This is a genomic window from Curtobacterium sp. CFBP9011 (genome assembly GCF_034045095.1).
In the GTDB taxonomy this organism is placed as follows: domain Bacteria; phylum Actinomycetota; class Actinomycetes; order Actinomycetales; family Microbacteriaceae; genus Curtobacterium.
This window is the reverse complement of the sequence record NZ_JAXCWN010000005.1, coordinates 176,302-190,988: the sequence shown is the minus strand read 5'-3', so window position 1 is coordinate 190,988 and position 14,687 is coordinate 176,302. Positions and strand designations below refer to the sequence as shown.

21 protein-coding genes are annotated in these 14,687 nt (G+C 71.4%); 14 read left to right on the top strand and 7 right to left on the bottom strand.

Annotation, left to right across the window (positions count from 1 at the left end):
• The first annotated feature begins 3 nt into the window (after nucleotides 1-3).
• On the top strand, nucleotides 4-939 hold the full coding sequence (locus tag SOM35_RS12305) for a 2-hydroxyacid dehydrogenase (RefSeq protein WP_320515606.1): 936 nt from the start codon (nucleotides 4-6) through the stop codon (nucleotides 937-939).
• 89 nt (nucleotides 940-1,028) lie between these two features.
• On the opposite strand, the gene SOM35_RS12300 is transcribed toward SOM35_RS12305, so the two are convergent.
• Nucleotides 1,029-2,159 carry a lactonase family protein gene (locus tag SOM35_RS12300; protein WP_320515605.1) on the bottom strand — a complete coding sequence of 377 codons (1,131 nt, stop codon included), beginning with the start codon at nucleotides 2,157-2,159 and terminating at the stop codon, nucleotides 1,029-1,031.
• A complete protein-coding gene (locus tag SOM35_RS12295) occupies nucleotides 2,156-2,473 on the bottom strand; it encodes a chorismate mutase (protein WP_111074883.1) in 318 nt (105 codons plus the stop codon). The genes SOM35_RS12300 and SOM35_RS12295 overlap by 4 nt, the downstream gene beginning before the upstream one ends.
• A 78-nt stretch (nucleotides 2,474-2,551) precedes the next feature.
• Between SOM35_RS12295 and SOM35_RS12290 the strand changes: the two genes are divergently transcribed.
• Entirely contained in the window at nucleotides 2,552-2,956 is a 405-nt protein-coding gene (locus SOM35_RS12290; RefSeq protein WP_181439244.1) for a DUF1304 domain-containing protein, read from the top strand.
• 292 nt (nucleotides 2,957-3,248) lie between these two features.
• Here SOM35_RS12290 and SOM35_RS12285 read toward each other — a convergent pair whose 3' ends face one another.
• Entirely contained in the window at nucleotides 3,249-4,262 is a 1,014-nt protein-coding gene (locus tag SOM35_RS12285) for an iron-siderophore ABC transporter substrate-binding protein (protein WP_320515604.1), read from the bottom strand.
• A gap of 69 nt (nucleotides 4,263-4,331) precedes the next feature.
• Between SOM35_RS12285 and SOM35_RS12280 the strand changes: the two genes are divergently transcribed.
• The gene (locus tag SOM35_RS12280) at nucleotides 4,332-5,204 is read left to right on the top strand and encodes a shikimate dehydrogenase family protein (RefSeq protein WP_320515603.1); all 873 of its coding nucleotides are present in this window, start codon (nucleotides 4,332-4,334) and stop codon (nucleotides 5,202-5,204) included.
• A gap of 137 nt (nucleotides 5,205-5,341) precedes the next feature.
• Here the strand turns inward: SOM35_RS12280 and SOM35_RS12275 are convergent, their stop codons facing one another.
• The 3 genes from SOM35_RS12275 to SOM35_RS12265 form a co-directional block, all read right to left on the bottom strand.
• A complete protein-coding gene (locus SOM35_RS12275) occupies nucleotides 5,342-5,536 on the bottom strand; it encodes a hypothetical protein (RefSeq protein WP_320515602.1) in 195 nt (64 codons plus the stop codon).
• A gap of 234 nt (nucleotides 5,537-5,770) precedes the next feature.
• Nucleotides 5,771-6,151, bottom strand: coding sequence for a YchJ family protein (locus SOM35_RS12270; RefSeq protein WP_320515601.1), 381 nt, complete (start codon nucleotides 6,149-6,151; stop codon nucleotides 5,771-5,773).
• A gap of 37 nt (nucleotides 6,152-6,188) precedes the next feature.
• The gene (locus SOM35_RS12265) at nucleotides 6,189-6,614 is read right to left on the bottom strand and encodes an organic hydroperoxide resistance protein (protein ID WP_111074879.1); all 426 of its coding nucleotides are present in this window, start codon (nucleotides 6,612-6,614) and stop codon (nucleotides 6,189-6,191) included.
• 130 nt (nucleotides 6,615-6,744) lie between these two features.
• Here SOM35_RS12265 and SOM35_RS12260 point away from each other — a divergent pair, with 130 nt between their 5' ends.
• The 5 genes from SOM35_RS12260 to SOM35_RS12240 all read left to right on the top strand — a co-directional run bounded on the left by SOM35_RS12260 (nucleotide 6,745) and on the right by SOM35_RS12240 (nucleotide 10,327).
• Entirely contained in the window at nucleotides 6,745-7,419 is a 675-nt protein-coding gene (locus SOM35_RS12260) for a hypothetical protein (protein WP_320515600.1), read from the top strand.
• 40 nt (nucleotides 7,420-7,459) lie between these two features.
• A complete protein-coding gene (locus SOM35_RS12255) occupies nucleotides 7,460-8,107 on the top strand; it encodes a maleylpyruvate isomerase N-terminal domain-containing protein (protein ID WP_320515599.1) in 648 nt (215 codons plus the stop codon).
• A gap of 71 nt (nucleotides 8,108-8,178) precedes the next feature.
• The gene (locus SOM35_RS12250; protein ID WP_320515598.1) at nucleotides 8,179-8,835 is read left to right on the top strand and encodes a hypothetical protein; all 657 of its coding nucleotides are present in this window, start codon (nucleotides 8,179-8,181) and stop codon (nucleotides 8,833-8,835) included.
• 197 nt (nucleotides 8,836-9,032) lie between these two features.
• Nucleotides 9,033-9,557 (top strand): hypothetical protein, encoded by a 525-nt coding sequence (locus tag SOM35_RS12245; RefSeq protein ID WP_320515597.1) that lies wholly within the window; start codon nucleotides 9,033-9,035, stop codon nucleotides 9,555-9,557.
• A 38-nt stretch (nucleotides 9,558-9,595) separates the two neighbouring features.
• Nucleotides 9,596-10,327 carry an SOS response-associated peptidase gene (locus tag SOM35_RS12240; protein ID WP_320515596.1) on the top strand — a complete coding sequence of 244 codons (732 nt, stop codon included), beginning with the start codon at nucleotides 9,596-9,598 and terminating at the stop codon, nucleotides 10,325-10,327.
• Nucleotides 10,328-10,360: 33 nt separating this feature from the next.
• On the opposite strand, the gene SOM35_RS12235 is transcribed toward SOM35_RS12240, so the two are convergent.
• A complete protein-coding gene (locus tag SOM35_RS12235; protein WP_320515595.1) occupies nucleotides 10,361-10,918 on the bottom strand; it encodes a TetR/AcrR family transcriptional regulator in 558 nt (185 codons plus the stop codon).
• A 124-nt stretch (nucleotides 10,919-11,042) separates the two neighbouring features.
• Here SOM35_RS12235 and SOM35_RS12230 point away from each other — a divergent pair, with 124 nt between their 5' ends.
• Genes SOM35_RS12230 through SOM35_RS12205 form a run of 6 tightly spaced genes read left to right on the top strand, consistent with a single transcriptional unit; the run spans nucleotide 11,043 to nucleotide 14,608 of the window.
• Nucleotides 11,043-11,723 carry an SDR family oxidoreductase gene (locus SOM35_RS12230; protein ID WP_320515594.1) on the top strand — a complete coding sequence of 227 codons (681 nt, stop codon included), beginning with the start codon at nucleotides 11,043-11,045 and terminating at the stop codon, nucleotides 11,721-11,723.
• A 29-nt stretch (nucleotides 11,724-11,752) separates the two neighbouring features.
• Nucleotides 11,753-12,574: an ornithine carbamoyltransferase gene (locus tag SOM35_RS12225; protein ID WP_320515593.1), complete on the top strand. Its 822-nt coding sequence runs from the start codon at nucleotides 11,753-11,755 to the stop codon at nucleotides 12,572-12,574.
• Nucleotides 12,571-13,275 carry an HAD family hydrolase gene (locus tag SOM35_RS12220; RefSeq protein WP_320515592.1) on the top strand — a complete coding sequence of 235 codons (705 nt, stop codon included), beginning with the start codon at nucleotides 12,571-12,573 and terminating at the stop codon, nucleotides 13,273-13,275. Before SOM35_RS12225 ends, SOM35_RS12220 begins: the two co-directional genes overlap by 4 nt.
• A gap of 31 nt (nucleotides 13,276-13,306) precedes the next feature.
• Nucleotides 13,307-13,483: a hypothetical protein gene (locus SOM35_RS12215; protein ID WP_320515591.1), complete on the top strand. Its 177-nt coding sequence runs from the start codon at nucleotides 13,307-13,309 to the stop codon at nucleotides 13,481-13,483.
• Between the two features lie 29 nt (nucleotides 13,484-13,512).
• Nucleotides 13,513-14,004 (top strand): GNAT family N-acetyltransferase, encoded by a 492-nt coding sequence (locus SOM35_RS12210; protein WP_320515590.1) that lies wholly within the window; start codon nucleotides 13,513-13,515, stop codon nucleotides 14,002-14,004.
• Nucleotides 14,005-14,029: 25 nt separating this feature from the next.
• Nucleotides 14,030-14,608 carry an NADPH-dependent FMN reductase gene (locus SOM35_RS12205; RefSeq protein WP_320515589.1) on the top strand — a complete coding sequence of 193 codons (579 nt, stop codon included), beginning with the start codon at nucleotides 14,030-14,032 and terminating at the stop codon, nucleotides 14,606-14,608.
• The last annotated feature ends 79 nt before the right edge of the window (nucleotides 14,609-14,687 follow it).

Genomic DNA, 14,687 nt, shown 5'->3' with positions numbered 1-14,687 from the left:
CCGGTGCCGATCGTCACGCTGCCCCTGCCGGAACTGGTCGACGGTTTCGGCCCGGTGCCGGACGGCATCGAGCTCGACGTCTGGGACGTCGAGGCGCCGTACGCACGGGCCGACGAGGTCGCCATCGCGTTCCTGCCGTTCTACTTCGGTGGACGACACCGGTGGCAGTTCGTGCACGACCTGCCGAACCTCGAGCTGCTGCAGCTGCCGAGCGCCGGGTACGAGTGGGCGACCCCGCACGTGCCCGGTCATGCCCGGCTGGCGAACGGCCGCGGCATCCACGACGACGAGACCGCCGAGTTGGCCGTCGGGTTGGCGCTGACCTCGCTGCGTGAGATCGCCGCGTTCCAGTTCGACCGCGCCGAGCAGCGGTGGGACGCGCGCGTGACCCGGTCACTGGCCGACCGCCGGGTGACCGTCGTCGGCTACGGCGCGATCGGCTCGGCCATCGCGACGCGCTTCGAGGCGTTCCGCACCCACGTCACCGTCGTCGCCCGGACCGCTCGTGAGCAGGACGGCCGGCAGGTGCACGCGTTCGGCGAGTTGCCGGAACTCGCCCGCACGACGGACGTGCTCGTGCTCATCGCGCCGCTCACCGACGAGACCGAGGGACTCGTGGACGCGGACCTCCTCGCCGCACTGCCCGACGGCGCGCTCGTGGTGAACGTCGCGCGCGGCAAGGTCGTCGACACGGATGCTCTGGTGGCGGAACTCCGCTCGTGCCGGATCTCGGCGGCGCTCGACGTCACCGATCCGGAACCCCTGCCCGCCGACCACGCGCTCTGGACGACACCGAACACCGTGCTGACGCCGCACGTCGGCGGCAACACGGACCTGAGCATCCCGCGGTCGCTCGACCTGATCCGGCGTCAGGTCGCAGCACTGGCAGAGGGCCGGGCCTTCGAGAACGTCATCGACCTGCCGGTCGAACAGGCCTGACCCGACGGTCGAGCAGGCACGGCCTGGACCAGGCCTGACCACTGCGCCGGAGCGGACAGCGAACGCTGGTCACCCGGGACGCAGACCGGCTACCCCAGCGGGATGACGCAGGCCGGGCTGCCGACGGCGATCTGCCCGACCGCCTCCCCCGGCACGCCGTCGTCCCCGACCGGCAGCACCGCCACGGCGTCCGACATCTGGTTCGCGACGAGCAGGTAGCCGGGCACCCGGGCGAAGTGGCGCGGCCAGACCCCGCCGGCCGAGGCCGCCCCGACCACGTGGAGCCCGTCATCGACCGTGTCGAGCACCACGATCTGGTCGCGGCCACGGACGGCGACGGTGACCAGGCGGCGCTCGTCGACCTCGATGTGGCTGAGGAGCGAGGGCACATCGGGGCCGTTCAGGACGGAGGTGGCGCAGACCTCCCGGAACGACCCGGACTCGTCGCGGCGGAGGCGGTACACCCGCCCGTCGAGTTCGCCCGCGACGATCAGGTCCCGGTCGACCCAGGCCATGTGCCGCGGTCCGGCGCCCGGTGTGACGTGGTGCACCCGCAGCGGTTCGATCGAGACCGAGCCGGCGTCGGCGCTGATCCGGAACTCGTGCAGGGCGTCCCCACCGAGGTCGGCGACCAGCACGGTGCCGTCGGGTGTGGCGATCGACTGGTGGGCGTGCGGGCCTTCCTGTCGGTCTTCGTCGGGGCCGGTGGCGTCGGGCAGGACCTCGGTCGCGAGGGCAGCGTCGGGCAGCACGGCGGACACACCGGCACCCTGCCCCGCGACGCCGTGCACCGCAGCGCTCGCGCCGGCGTCAACGCCAGCCCCAACTCCAGCGCCACCGCCATGCACCGCACCCGCAGACGACGCCGCATACGCTTCCGCCGCCTGCAGCGACACCGCGGTCACCGTCCCGGAGACGTAGTTCGTGACGACGAGCGCCCCCGAGGGGTCGACCCGCACGTGGCAGGGTGCGTCCCCACCGGCGGGGGCGTCCCACAGGTGCTCGAGCGCGGACCCGGACCGGCGGAACGCGTGGACCCCGCCGTCGATCGTCTCGGAGACCGCGTAGACCCGGTCCCCGTCGACCGCCAGGAACGACGGGTCGTCGAGCACCGCGACGGTCGACACCACGTCACCGTCGAGGATCGAGATGCCGGTCGCGTTGCCGCCCCCGGTCGGCGTGTACGAGCCGATCAGCAGGTGCAGCGGCGGCAGGGTCACAGTTCACCGACGGCGATGCGCTCGTGGTGGTGGATGACCTCCGCGACGATGAAGTTGAGGAACTTCTCGGCGAAGGCGGGGTCGAGGTGCGACTCCTCCGCCAGGGCTCGGAGCCGGGCGACCTGGGTCTGCTCGCGCGAGGGGTCCGCAGCCGGCATGCCCGCCGCGGCCTTGAGGTACCCGACCCGCTGCGTGTACTTGAACCGTTCGGCGAGCATGTGGATCACGGCAGCGTCGATGTTGTCGATGCTCTGCCGGATGCCCTGCAGCTCGGCCACGGCGTCGTCATCGGTCGTCCCTCGGGCCTCGTTCATGGTCAGAGCCTACTGATCGAGGGGGTCGCGGACGAGATGTGACCGCACGATCCTCCCGATGCTGGGAGGATGGTCATCATGACGGTTCTGCTGGCGATCTCCGGTGTCTTCGCGGTCCTGGCGGGCCTGGTGCACGCGTACATCTTCTTCCTCGAGTCGGTGGCGTGGACGAGCCCCCGGGTTCGACGCATCTTCAACATCTCGAGTGAGGCCGAGGCGCAGGCGACCCGCTCGCTCGCCTTCAACCAGGGCTTCTACAACCTGTTCCTGGCCATCGGCGCGATCCTCGGTGTCGTGATGGTGCTCGCCGGCAACGGTGCGACCGGCTGGACGCTCGTCGTCTTCTCGTGCGCGAGCATGCTCGGTGCCGCCGTCGTCCTCGTCGGCACCGGCCGCAAGTACCTGCGGTCCGCGTCGATGCAGGGTGCCTTCCCGCTGCTCGCGCTCCTGTTCGCGTTCGTGGGCTCGCTCGCCGGATCCTGACCCGCGCCTCCCGTCCGGCACGCGACGCGCCCGGCCTGGAGGCCCGCCCCACCCCGCGCGGACCGGCCCACGTCCGGCGCCCTGCCGGCCCGGACCGCGCAGCCCGCTGCCGCGGCACCCACGCACAACACAAACCGGCCCGCACCACGACATCCCGTGGTGCGGGCCGGTTCCGGTTGTGCGGGTCCCGCTTGCGCCGCGCAGCGCCCGCCAGGCGCAGCGCCGTGGCGCCCCAGCGCCCGCAGCGGCTCCGGCGCCCGCAGCGCCCGCGGCGGCCCGGCGCCCCCCGGCCTCAGCCGAGCTTGGACGCGAACTCGTCCGGCAGCCGCTTCAACGCCCACTCGATCGCGGCGGTCGTCCCGAGCGAGAACGCGTTCGAGACGTCGGCGTCGTCCACGACGATGGAGTGCCCGGCCTCGACCGACGGCACCTTCTGGAACAGCGGGTCCGCGGTGGCCTTCGACGCGTCGACGTAGATCGGCAGCACGACGGTCAGGTCGGCGTCCAGCAGGTCGAGGTTCTCGTTCGACAGTGAGACCGAGAACTGCTTGCCGGCGGCCTTGTCGATCGCGGACGGGATCGTGAAGCCGAGGTTCTGCATGAACGTCGCGCGGCTGTCGCGGGAGGCGTAGACGCCGAAGCCCTCGGACGTGTACGCGCCGATCGCAGCCGTCTTGCCCTTGAATTCCGGGTGCGCCTTGCGTGCGGCGGCGTACGAGTCGTCGAGGTCGCTGAGCAGCTTCTTGCCCTCGGACTCCTTGCCCAGAGCCTTCGAGATCATGTCGACCTGCTGCGTGGTGGAGGTGAGGTAGTTCTCGCCGCCCTTCGGGATCGCGACGGTCGGGGCGATGGCGGACAGCTTGTCGTAGCGGTCCTTGTCGCCGGAGGACTTCAGGTCGAGGATCAGGTCCGGCTTGAGCTTGAGGATGTCTTCGTAGCTGGGCTCGAGCGTCTTGATGATCTTCGGGGACTTCTTGTACGCCCCCTTGAGCCACGGGCCGACGCCGTCGCCACCGAAGGCGAGCCAGTCACTGGCGCCGACGGGCTGCACGCCGAGTTCGAGGGCGGTCTCAGCGTCTCCCCAGCCGAGGGCGACGACACGCTTCGGGGCGGAGTCGATCGTCGTGGTGCCGAGCCCGGTCGTGATCGACACGGGGAAGGCGCCGTCGGACGAGCCGGCGGCGGACGACGAGGACGAGGGGCTCGACGAGGAGCAACCGGCCAGCACGAGCGCGGCCGCGACGACGGCGCCGGCCGCGGCGAGCACACGCCCGGAACGGCGCTTGGAGAGGGAGGATCGGATCACGAAGGGTAGCCTAACCTAAGGGCTCACAGACCGGGTGGGCGTCGGGTCCTGCCTGGATAGGCTGCGCGCGTGGCCCTCACCTTCCCTGACGCCGACCGCACCGAACTCGCCGTTCTCGGCTCCCCGATCGCGCACTCGCTCTCCCCCACGCTGCACGCTGCGGCCTACGACGTGCTCGGGGTGCCGTTCTCGTACGGGAGGCACGAGGTCGCCTCCGGTGGGCTCGCCGCGTTCGTCGCGGGGCTCGGCTCCGAATGGCGTGGCCTCAGTCTCACGATGCCGCTGAAGCGCGAGGTGCTCCCCCTGCTCGACCGGACGACCCCGCTCGTCGACGAGCTCGGGGTCGCGAACACGGTCGCGTTCCGCCGCGAGGGCTCGTCGGTCGTCCTGGCGGGTGCGAACACCGACGTCGAGGGGATCGTCCGCCCGGTCGCGGCGCTCGGTCACGTGCCGGGCGAGGCCACGATCCTGGGCGGCGGGGCGACCGCGGCGAGCGCCCTCACTGCGTCCCTGCGACTCGGCGCCTCGCTGGTCCGGGTGTTCTTGCGTGACACCGGCAAGGCGGGCGACCTGGTGCTGCTGGCGGCTCGACTCGGTGTGACGCTCGAGGTCCACGACCTGCGGGACCTCGGTTCGGCGGACCCGATGGGCTTCGTGGTGTCGACGCTGCCGGGGGGCGCGGCGGACGAACTGCCCCTCGTGCCGTCCGGTCCGGACGCGGTGCTGTTCGACGTGGCGTACGAGCCGTGGCCGACCCGGGCCGCCACGGCGTGGACGGCGGCGGGCGGCCGGGTGCTGAACGGCCTCGACATGCTCAGCGAGCAGGCGATTGGGCAGATCCGTTTCTTCCTGACCGGGGACGAGGACGAACTGCTGCCCGCCGAGGCCGAGGTCCGCCGGGCCATGCGCGCTGCCGTGGGCCTGCCGGAGACCATCGGCTGACGCGGGCCACGGCGAGACGCCCCCGTCCCCGTCCGGCGCCGCCGATCGCCCGAGACGCCGCCGACTTCCGCGGCGTCTCGGGCAGACCGCGGCGTCTCACCGAGACACCGGCGTCTCGTCGGACGGACGCCCGCAGCTCAGCTGGCCACCAGGACGAGTGCAGCGATCAGGAAGCACGACAGCCCTCCGATCGCGAGCACCACGATCACGATCGTGACGGGACCACCGAAATGCTGCGTCCGATGGCCGTTCCGACGTCGCGATAGCCGACGTTGTGCCTGCGCGCCAGAGGTGGCCACGACTGCCAGCAAGACGCCGAGCGCAACGATCACGGAGCCGTCCATCAGACGCAGACGCGCTTGCTGGACCACTTGATCCGGTTCGCCCGGTCGAGCAACACGGTGCCGACGAAGACGTCTGAGGGCTTCCGCAATGCCATGGTCTGCCTTCCGTTCAGGATCGCGACGACGTCGTCGCTCGTCGATCCTGCCAGATCTGGTATTCCATACACCGGGATTTCTCAGATGAGACCATCGGGTCCCGCATCCCTCCCCACCGACCGCCCGTCAGGCCACGACGCCGTCGACGTAGTACCAGTGCCCGCCCTCGCGGACGAAGTCGCTCGTCTCCTCGAGCGTCCCGCGCTCGGTGTCGGAGCGCCACCACGCGCGGAAGGTGACGGTGCCGGCGGAGTCGAACGGGCCTCCCGACCGGGTGCCGACGATGTCGAGCCGCGTCCAGCGCTGCCCGGGGTCCAGGTCGAGCGACTCCGGCCGGGTGCGCGGGTGCCAGCTGCGGAGCAGGTACTCCGGCAAGCCGAGCGCGAAGGCGGAGAACCGCGACCGCATCAGCCGCTCGGCGGTGGGTGCGGGCGCACCGGCATGGAGGGGGCCGCAGCACTCGTCGTAGGGGTTGCCGCTCAGGCAGGGGCAGCGGTCGGGGCTCACCGCTCCAGCCTAGGGAGCGGTGAGCACCGCGGGCGCGTCAGTCGACGAGCGAGAGCGTCACCGTGATGTTGCCGCGCGTGGCGTTCGAGTACGGGCAGATGGTGTGCGCGAGCTCGACCAGCCGCTGTCGTTCGGGTCCGGCGACGCTCGGTGCGTAGACGTCGAGCTCGACGGCCAGGCCGAAGCCGCCCGAGCCGTTGCCGCCGATGCTGACCTCGGCGGAGACCTCGGCGCCGGTGGTGTCCAGCGTCAGCTCACGGCCGGCGGCGTGCAGCGCGCCGAGGAAGCAGGCGGCGTACCCGGCGGCGAAGAGCTGCTCGGGGTTGGTGCCCTCGCCGCTGCCGCCCATCTCCTTCGGCGGTCGGGTGTCGAGGTCGATCCGGTCGTCCTCGGTGCGGACGTGTCCGTCGCGGCCGCCTCCGGTGGCGTGGGCGGCTGCGGTGTAGACGATGTCGAGACTCATGCCGCCAGGTGATCGACCGTCGCTGGACGATCGCTGTGGAGGCCCGGGGTCGCGCGACCGGGGCGCCGCACCACCGCAGATGGCCGGGCGTGTCCGAGCGATCCTCAGCGGGAGCCGGTAGACAGGGGCCGTGTTCCGACTGGGGTGGCAGGTGTTCCGTGCGCGGTTCGGCGAGGACGTCTCGCCGAAGCGCTTCCGACGAGCCGTCACCGCGGGCGTCGTCGTGGGGCTCCTCGCAGCCCTGGTGCTCGGCCTCACCGCCGTGAACACCGGCTGGATCGACTCCGGACCCGTCCGGGCGACGATCGTGGTGGCGCTCGCCGCGCTGGCGGCCGGCCTGGTCACCGTCGGGTGCTTCCCGCTCGCGCAGACCCACGAGCCGCTCGCCACGATCGACGGCGAACGAGTCCGTCCGGAGACGATGCGGCTGGCCCGCGACTCCGTGCAGCGCTACCTGGTCCCGCAGCCGCCCGAGATGCGACCCGAGGACCGCGCCGACGTCCTGCACGACACGGCACTGGTGCGGCGGACACTCGTGGTCGACGTCGCACGGGCCGCAGCGGTCCTGATCGGCTGCTCGCTCGCGGGCATCGCGCTGCTCACCACCAGCGAACGGGCCACGGTGGGCTTCACGATGACACTCCTGGTCGTCTGGACCCTCCCCGCCACGTTCCTGCAGCTCGGCCGGACCGAGCGTGCGCACCGCGCCGCAGCCGCGTCACCGCCGTCCGAGACCCCTGCCACGCCCTCGGCCGCACGCAACCGGTTCCCGTCCGGATCGAAGATCGGGCTGCCCGGAGACTGACCCGGGTGACGCCAGGCGCCACTCGGGACAGGATGAGCGCATGGACCCCCGCCAGCTCTTCGCCACGACCGCGGCCTGGTTCGTCGAGGTCGTCGATGCCCTCCCGACGCCGGCGGACGACCCCGCGCTCTGGACCGCCCCGGCGCTCGGCGTCTGGGACGTCCGCGCCCTCGTCGGACACACGAACCGCGCACTGCTGACCGTCGCCGCCTACCTGTCGGCGAAGGACTCCCCCGACGAGTCCCACGACGTCGTGGACGCCGTGGGCTACCTCCGCGCCACCGCGGGCTCCGTCGCCGACCCCGACGACGTCGCCGCCCGGGGCGTCGCCGCCGGCGCTGCGCTCGGCTCCGAACCGGCAGCTGCGGTGGCCTTGGCTCGTGACCGCGCACTCGCTGCGGTCGACACCGCTGGACGGGAGGCCCGCATCACCGTCGTGGGCGGCCTGCGTCTCACCGTGGACGAGTACCTCCGCACCCGGGTGCTGGAACTCGTCGTGCACGGGGACGACCTGGTGCGTGCGGTCGCCGGAGCCGGCCACGTCGTGGACGTCGCGGTGCCGGTGGAGGCGGTGCGGGCCTCCAGTCTGTTGCTCGCCGAGGCGGCGGTCCGGCGTGGGGACGGGCCGCTGTTACTGCGGGCACTGTCGGGCCGCGGCACGTTGCCGGCGGGCTACAGCGCGCTCTGACCGCGGGGGTACCACAACTGTTCGCTTCGGCGTACAGTTCTGGTACTCGTCGTCGCGCGAACGGAGGAGCCATGGCCGAGATGACCGCCGCCGAGTACGCGGCTGCCCAGGGCATCTCCGTGCGCCGGGTGCAGGCAGCAGCAGCGTCCGGAGCCCTCCCCGCCCGCCGGCTCGCCGGGCGGTGGCTCATCGATGTCGGAGCACCACGACGCAGCCGGGCCGGACGGCCGCTGTCCGCACGGTCGTCCCGAGCGCTCTGCAGCCGTCTCTCCGGCGACACGGACTGGGCTGACGGCCTGTCGAACACCGAGCGAGCGCGGGTCCGCGCCCGCTTGGACTCGCTCCCCGAGTCGCGGGTCCCGTGGCAGGTCATCGCCGACTGGACGCGAGCAGAGCATGCTGCGCCGGTCGGGTACCGGGTGGCGGACGGCGACCTCGACGACCTCGCGCAGGACCGCCGGCTGGTCGCCACCGGTGTCAGTGATCCGCGCGTCGGCGTCAGCGACGCGGGGATCGTCGTCGCGCACATCGCCCGCGCCGATCTGGAGACGGTCGAGCGGGAGTTCCTCCTGGTGCCGGTGCGCGACCGTCCCAACGCGCTGCTGTACGTCGACGACGAGCGCCCGAACCGACCCGTTCCACTCGGAACGCTGATCTTCGACCTCGCGCACAGCGCCGGATCTCGCGAGCGCTCGGTCGTGGGCGACCTGGTCAGGACTGCGCTGTGACCGTCATCGCACCGCCCCTGCGCCCGGTGCAGGCAGCTGCATGGCCCGCTCTCTTCGACCTCCACGACCGACTCCCGACCGGCTGGGCGCTGGTCGGGGGTCAGATGGTGCAGTCCTTGTGCTGGGAGCGCGGCGCGCTCCCCAACCGTCCGACTCACGATGCCGACACTGCCCTCGACGTCCGAGCCCGGCCACGCATGCTCCTCGAGTTCACGACTGCGCTGCGCGAGCTCGGCTTCGTCGCCGACGGCGAGAGCTTCGAGGGCCACCAGCACCGCTGGGTGCGAGGAGGAGCACAGATCGACGTCCTCATCCCACGGTTCCTCGGCGAGCGCGCTGCAGGTCGGCGAGGCGCGACCGGGGGGACGACGATCGCAGCGCCCGGCGCACAAGGAGCGCTCTGGCGAGCCGTTCCGGTGGAGTTCGTCGTCAACGGCAGGACCGGGATCGTCCCTCGGCCGACGTTGCAGGGTGCGCTGCTCTCGAAGGCAGCCGCGGTGGAGATCGTCGGCGCTGACCCAGACCGACATCTCTCGGACATCGCCACCTTGGCAGCGCTGGTCACTCGACGTGACGCCGTCGGCGCTGATCTCACGAAGACCGAACGGCGGCGAGTCCTGTCCGCAGTGGCCCGGATCCGTCGGGATCCGTCGGTCCTGCGGGCTGCTGGCGTGGACGAGGTCACACTCGAACGCCTCCAACTGGCGATCCGCGCCAGCTGACCAGCACCCACGTCAGCGGCTCCGTGCACACTGGGCTCATGTGTGGCCGCTTCGTCGTCTCCGACACCACCGCTGACCTGCTGCCCGAACTCGTCGGGGAGCTCGCGGCGCGCACCGAGCACGTCGACGAGGACACCGGCGAGGTCCACGCCGGCCTCGCGCCGAGCTGGAACGTCGCGCCGACCGACCCCGTGTACGCGGTCCGACAGCGGCACGGGCAGCGCGAACTGCCGCAGATCAGCTGGGGCTTCGTGCCGAGCTGGGCGAAGGACTTCCAGAAGCAGCGCCCGAAGCCGATCAACGCCCGCATCGAGACCGTCGCCACGAGCGGCATGTTCAAGCGGGCGTTCGCGACGAACCGGTGCATCGTTCCGGCGCAGGGCTACTACGAGTGGGTCGTGCGCGAGGACGGCAAGGAGCCGCACTTCGTCCACGAGCCCGGCGGAGCGCTTGCGATGGCCGGTGTCGTCAGCGCCTGGCCCGACCCCACGAAGCCCGAGGACGACCCGGACAAGTGGCGACTGTCGCTCGCGATCATCACGCGGGACGCCCACGTCGCTCCGGGTGAGGTGCACGACCGGATGCCGGCGTTCCTGACCCCCGACGGCTACGACGCCTGGCTCGGCGACGGTGCCGGCGCGAACGACCTGCTCGCCCTCCTCGACCGTGAGTCACTCGAGGTCGCGGCAGGCCTCGAGCAGTACGAGGTCGCTCGGACAGTGAACAGTGTGCGGAACGACGGGCCGCACCTCATCGAGCCGCTGTTCTGATCGCCCGCTCCTCCAGGGGGATCCACCCCTCCGTCACCGCGAGGCAAGACCTCCGAGGTAGGCGGTGAGGACGCGACGTGAGTCGATCGGGCCGACGCGAGCGATGCGGTAGAGCAGGAGCGCGTCGACCAGGCCGACGAAGTCGACCGCGGCCGCAGGGGCGCCGGGCACGCCCAGCGCGCGGAGGATCTGCTCTGCGGTGGCGATGAGTGCGGCGCGGAGGGGGTCCGCCGCGGTCAGGGGCGTCCGCAGCGCATCGTCGGCCCGCAGTTCGGTGAGCAACGCCAGTCGCGCTGCCTGGGCATCGTGCTCGCGCGCCAGTGTCTCGAGGAACGCCTCCGCGATGCGGATCGCGGTATCGACGTCGAGGACGGGAGGCACGGCCACGGTCTCGAGCATGGCCGCGAGACGTTCGGAGATCCGAGCGACCACGAGGGCCGTGAGTTCGTTCCGGCTCCGCGCGTAGTAGGAGGTCGATCCCGCTGGGACCCCGGCCTCTGCGTCGACCGCCCGGTGCGTCAGCGCGCGCACGCCCTCGCGTGCGACCAGCCGCAGACCAGCGTCTGCCAGGGACTTCCGCCGCTCAGACACCAGTCGATCGTAGTATCCTCTACATCTGTAGAGACACGAGGGGGACGGCATGCAGGTTGCAGTGGTGGGTGGGGGCGCTTCCGGACGCGCGATCGAACGGGCGCTGCAGGCACGGGGGTGCGACGTGACGCAACATTCGCGAGCGACCGGTTTCGACGTGCTCCGTGACGACGCCACGAAGCGACTGGCGGGAGCTGACGTCATCGTCGAGGCGACCGGCATGTTCACCACGAGCCGGCGGCGCGCCACCGACTTCTTCGGCCACTCGACACGAGCGATCGCCGCAGCCGCGACGGACCTCCAGGCGCACCACGTGCTCCTGTCGATCGTCAACTGCACGCTGCCCGCGGTGCAGGGGTACGGGTACTTCGCCGGCAAGACCGTCCAGGAGCAGATCGCGAGGGACGTGAGCCCGCGACTCACGATCGTGCGCTCGACACAGTGGTTCGAGTTCGCTCGACAGAACCTCGAGCGGATGCGGACCGGGCCGTTCGCACTCGTGCCCGGCATGACCATCGCGCCGGTCGCACTCGACAGCGTCGCGACGGTCGTCGCCGACGTCGCCACGGGCCTCCGGACCGAGACAGAGGTCGACGTTGCGGGCCCGGAGACGATGACGCTGTGGGAGATGACGCGATCCCTGCCCGACCGGGGTGTGGTCGCGGTCCCGTTGCCGATCCCGGGCGCGATGGGGCGGGCCTTCCGGAACGGGGCGCTGGTTCCCGGAGCAGAAGCCGAGGTCATCGGTCCGCGGTTCGCAGAGTGGCTGGGGAGCCAGGAGGCAGCGGACTCCGCGGCACGATGAGCAGACTCGCCACTGTCTACGGTGGTGCCATGCGGTCCCTCACCACCCTCGACGCCTGGTCGGCAGACGACGTCGAAGCGGTCTTCGCCCTCGCTGACGCCTACGACCGGGGCCGCGGTCCGACGACGCATGGTGCAGCCGTCCTCTTCTTCCCGTCGACGAGCCTGCGCACGCGTGTGACGTTCGAACGCGGAGCGTCCCTGATGGGCTTGCAGCCGATCGTGTTCCCGGACACGACGCTCGACAAACTGGAGGCGCTCGCGGACGTCGCCGAGTACCTGGCTCCTTGGGCCGACATCGTCGTGGCCCGGCACCCGGACCTGGCGGTCATCGAGCAGCTGGCCGCGGCGCAGGCGCTGCCCGTCGTGAACGCGATGACCAACGAGAACCATCCGTGCGAGGTGCTCGCCGACCTGTTCTCGCTGCGCCGACACGGCGACATCACCCCGCTCCGCTTCCTCTTCGTGGGCGCGGACGGCAACATCGCCCGCGCCTGGCAAGAGGCCGCTCGCGTCCTGCGGCTCGACCTGGTGCAGTGCTGCCCCGCTGACCTCGCGACTCCGGGTGCGGTCTGGACCGACGACCTGGAGGCTGCGGTGCGGTCAGCAGACGTGGTCCTGACCGACGGACCCGGCCGTCATGCCGACGCGCTCGCGCCGTTCCGCGTCACCGCGGAGCTGCTCGACCGGGCGCCGGCCGGAGTCCGCTTCGCGCCCTGCCCGCCGTTCATCCGCGGCCGAGAGGTGAGCGCCGACGCGATCGACCACCCCGCCTTCGTCGGGCACGCCTTCAAGGCACCGCTGCTCCCCGTGCAGCAGGCCGTCATGGCGCTCTGTCTGGACCTCGGATGACGACCCCACTGGCAGCCTGCTTCGACCTGGACGGCACGCTGTTCGACCACGCCGGCGCCGCTCGGGAAGGGGCAGCGGCGTTCCTCGAGCGCCACGGAGCGGAGAGCACTGAGGCCGCGCTCGCCTCCTGGTTCGCCGCAGAGGAAGAGCAGTTCGAACGGTGGCGTCTCGGGGAGGTCAGCTTCCCTGAGCAACGTCGGCAGCGCCTCCGGACCGTCCTGCCGCCGCTCGGTTGCGTCGTCCCCGCAGACGACGCGGGGGTCGACGCGATGTTCGCGGACTACCTCCGCTCGTACCGGGCAGCGTGGCGGACGTTCCCCGACGTCGCGGACCTCCTGCGAGACCTCCGTGCGCAGGGGTACCGCGTCGGGCTCCTCACCAACGGGTCCGAGGAACAGCAGCTCGACAAGCTCGCGCAGACCGGCATCGACCAGCTGTTCGACGTCGTGTGCGTCTCGGAGCGGATCGGGTTCCAGAAGCCCGACGCCGGTGCATTCGCGGCACTCGCGGCCGAGGTGGGGGTCCGCCCCGCCGACTGCGCCTTCTTCGGCGACGATCCCGTCCGCGATGTGGCGGGTGCCCGATCTGCCGGGATGCGAGGCGTCCTGATCGACCGCGCGACGCAGGACCCGGCGGGCGTCAGTGCCCTCGTGTTCTCGACCATGGCCTCCAGGGGTGACACCGGCGCAGCAGAGTCGTAGCGTGTCAGGAAGTCGAACGAGGGGGACGACCATGAAGTGGACAGCCAGTGACATCGTCATCGCGGTCTGTGCGGGGATCTGCCTGGTGCTCGGAGTCGTGGTGGCACCGGCCGCATCCGGATCCGTCTGGATCCCGGTGCTGATCGGGCTCGCGCTGACGGTGATGCTCGTGCAGGTCCGACGGCAGCGGAGCCGTCGCGCCGGATGACCTCGCGTCCTCGGTCGACGCTGGAGCTGGTGCAGCCGAGTCCGGAGCTGCGCGACGCCTGGCTGGAGGCCCATCACGAGTGGGGACCCGGCCTCCATGAGGACGGTTTCGGCATCGGACCGGCGGACGACGTCGAGAGCGCGGACGGGTTCCGGGCGTGGCGCGAACGCTTGCGGCACGACCCCACGTCCCTCTGGTGGATCGTCGACGCCGGAACCGTGCTGGGCGGCATCGCACTGAGGTGCGCGGAGGACGAGCGGGTACCGCGCTTGGGCCACGTCGGGTACGGCGTCCGCCCGTCCGCGCGCGGCCGAGGTGTCGGCGCGTGGGCGCTCCGTGAGGTACTGGCCTTCGCGGAAGAGCACGGGTGGGGCTCGGTCACCGCTGTCTGTCACGACGACAACGCGGGGTCGATCGCGACGCTGGAACGCGTGGGTGGGATCATCGTCGCGCGGGATGACCGCGGGGCCGTCCGACTCCGCCGCTACGCGATCCCGCTGGGGAACCCCACCGTCGGATGACCCGTCGCTTCGGTACCGTGCTCGTGTGTCGTCGCTGAACCTCCCGGTCTTCTCCTGCAGCCTCGACCCGGCGAGCGTGAGCCGCCGACTCGCCGAACAGGTTGCTGACGCCATCGCCAGCCAGGGACACCGGAGCACGGTCGTCGACCTGGCTGACGTCTCGCTGCCGCCGTTCGACAACGACGGTGTCTTCGACAGTGACGTGTTCCACGCCGTGCACCGCGTCATCGACGAAGCGGACGGCGTCGTCCTCGCCTTCCCGATCTACAACTGGGCGCCGTCGTCGACGGTGAAGTCGCTCATCGAGTCCACCGGCGCGACCGGTGCGGGTCGGCGCGCGGCGTGGTTCGACAAGGTCGTCACGTTCGTCTGCGCTGCCGGTCTGCCGCACAGCACGATGGCGACCGGACCACTCGCACAGTCACTGATGCTGGACTTCAAGTGCATCGTGAACCCCTACACGGCGTACTTCTCTGAGCGGGACTGGGACGGCGACCAGCTGCGGCCGGACCGCGCGGATCGTCTCGAAAAGACGGTGTCGGTCCACGTCGAACTGGCGCAACTGCTGCAGGGCAGGACGTACTCGTCGGACTGGGAGGTCTGACGTTCGGCGACGAACCGGTCGCGCGGACCGCCGGGAGCCTTGCGCCACGGCCCTCAGCCCCACCATCATGGCGAGGTAC

Coding starts and splice junctions, on each gene's coding strand:
- SOM35_RS12295 (WP_111074883.1), bottom strand. CDS start 2,473: ATGAACGAGGCCCGAGGGACGACCGATGACGACGCCGTGGCCGAGCTG.
- SOM35_RS12290 (WP_181439244.1), top strand. CDS start 2,552: ATGACGGTTCTGCTGGCGATCTCCGGTGTCTTCGCGGTCCTGGCGGGC.
- SOM35_RS12265 (WP_111074879.1), bottom strand. CDS start 6,614: ATGAGTCTCGACATCGTCTACACCGCAGCCGCCCACGCCACCGGAGGC.
- SOM35_RS12255 (WP_320515599.1), top strand. CDS start 7,460: ATGGACCCCCGCCAGCTCTTCGCCACGACCGCGGCCTGGTTCGTCGAG.
- SOM35_RS12250 (WP_320515598.1), top strand. CDS start 8,179: ATGGCCGAGATGACCGCCGCCGAGTACGCGGCTGCCCAGGGCATCTCC.
- SOM35_RS12245 (WP_320515597.1), top strand. CDS start 9,033: ATGCTCCTCGAGTTCACGACTGCGCTGCGCGAGCTCGGCTTCGTCGCC.
- SOM35_RS12240 (WP_320515596.1), top strand. CDS start 9,596: ATGTGTGGCCGCTTCGTCGTCTCCGACACCACCGCTGACCTGCTGCCC.
- SOM35_RS12225 (WP_320515593.1), top strand. CDS start 11,753: ATGCGGTCCCTCACCACCCTCGACGCCTGGTCGGCAGACGACGTCGAA.
- SOM35_RS12220 (WP_320515592.1), top strand. CDS start 12,571: ATGACGACCCCACTGGCAGCCTGCTTCGACCTGGACGGCACGCTGTTC.
- SOM35_RS12215 (WP_320515591.1), top strand. CDS start 13,307: ATGAAGTGGACAGCCAGTGACATCGTCATCGCGGTCTGTGCGGGGATC.